The organism is Geminicoccus flavidas, from assembly GCF_009806515.1.
GTDB classification, from domain to species: Bacteria; Pseudomonadota; Alphaproteobacteria; order Geminicoccales; family Geminicoccaceae; genus Geminicoccus; species Geminicoccus flavidus.
Map to the genome: position 1 here is coordinate 1 of NZ_WUJP01000672.1, position 1,286 is coordinate 1,286.

At 68.1% G+C, this 1,286-nt stretch carries 2 protein-coding genes; both read right to left on the minus strand.

All coding sequences use genetic code 11. The annotated features are described in order from the left end of the window. Positions 1-243: 243 nt before the first annotated feature. Complete coding sequence (locus EQG76_RS19035) at positions 244-1,116, minus strand: SMP-30/gluconolactonase/LRE family protein (RefSeq protein ID WP_159715946.1); 873 nt, start codon at positions 1,114-1,116, stop codon at positions 244-246. A 24-nt stretch (positions 1,117-1,140) separates the two neighbouring features. Beyond that, positions 1,141-1,286, minus strand: a 146-nt coding sequence (locus EQG76_RS33555) for an SDR family oxidoreductase (protein ID WP_159715945.1), incomplete at its 5' end; no start/stop codon positions are given.

Sequence of the window (1,286 nt, forward strand, 5' to 3'; positions counted from 1 at the left end):
CTTGACGTCGACCAGGACCTCGATGCGCATTGCTTGTTCTCCTTCTGCCATGGCCGGGCTCGGCCCGCGGCTGTTCTTTTCTGTCATCCCCCGGCATGACCGGGGATCAACGGCCGGTCGTCGGCATCGGCACCAGCTTCGCCAGCAGGCTGCAGGCCTTGCCGGACGAGGTGGGCCACCCCCTGCCCGTGGATCCCCCGACCAAGTCGGGGATGACATGAGGGGAGGCCGGAGCCGGCGTCGTCACCCCTTGAAGCGCGGCTCCGGCAGGCCGCGCACGCCCAGGCCGTGGACGGCGAACAGGCCGCCCGCTTCCCGCTCCTGGCGGCGCCTGCCCCCGAACGGGCGGGCCATGGAGGTCACGTAGAGGATGTCCAGGTCGGCGCCGCCGAACATCACGCTGGTGATGCTGTCCACCGGCATGCCGACCAGCCGGTCGATCGTGCCGTCCGGGGCGAAGCGGACCAGTCGGCCGCCATAGACCTCGGCGCTCCAGACATAGCCTTCCTCGTCCACGGTGGCGCCGTCCGGATATCCCCGCAGATGGCCCTCGAAATCGGCGAAGATCCGTCGGCTGAGCAGTTCGCCGGTGGCGGTGTCGTAGGCATAGGCCCAGATCTTCCGGGTCCAGCTATCGGCGAAGTAGAAGATGGTGCCGTCCGGGCTCCAGCACGGGCCGTTGCTGACGATGATGTCGCTTTCCAGCTTCGTCACGGTCAGGTCGGGGTCGAGGCGGTAGAGGCCGGCCAGCGGCTCGCGCTCCTCATAGTCCATGCCGCCCGCAACGAAGCGGCCCTGCCGGTCGACCTTGCCGTCGTTCATGCGAGTGCGGCGGATGTTGGCCTCGGGATCGGAGATCGCTGTGACCTCGCCCGACCTCAGGTCGAGGAAATGGAAGCCGTTGCGCAAGGAGACAACGGCACCACCGCCCTCACGCAGGCACATCGAGCCGACATGTTCGGGCACCTGCCAGCTCCGCCGGTCCTGCCCGCGTGCATCGGCGCGGTGGACGGCCTTGCCGTGGCTGTCGATCCAGTAGAGGCGCTGCTCCCCGACGTCCCATAGCGGCCCCTCGCCCAGCTCGTCGCGCGTGTCGGTCAGGAGTTCGATGCGCAGCATGGCAGCAGGCTTCCCGTTCGTTCAGAGGCTCTCGACATTGCCGTCCACCCCTAAGGACTGGCCGGAGATGTTGCGGCCCATGGGCGAGATCAGGAACAGCGCCATGGCGGCCACGTCCTTCGGGCTTACCATGCGCCGGAGCGAGACACGGGCGAGATACTGCGCCT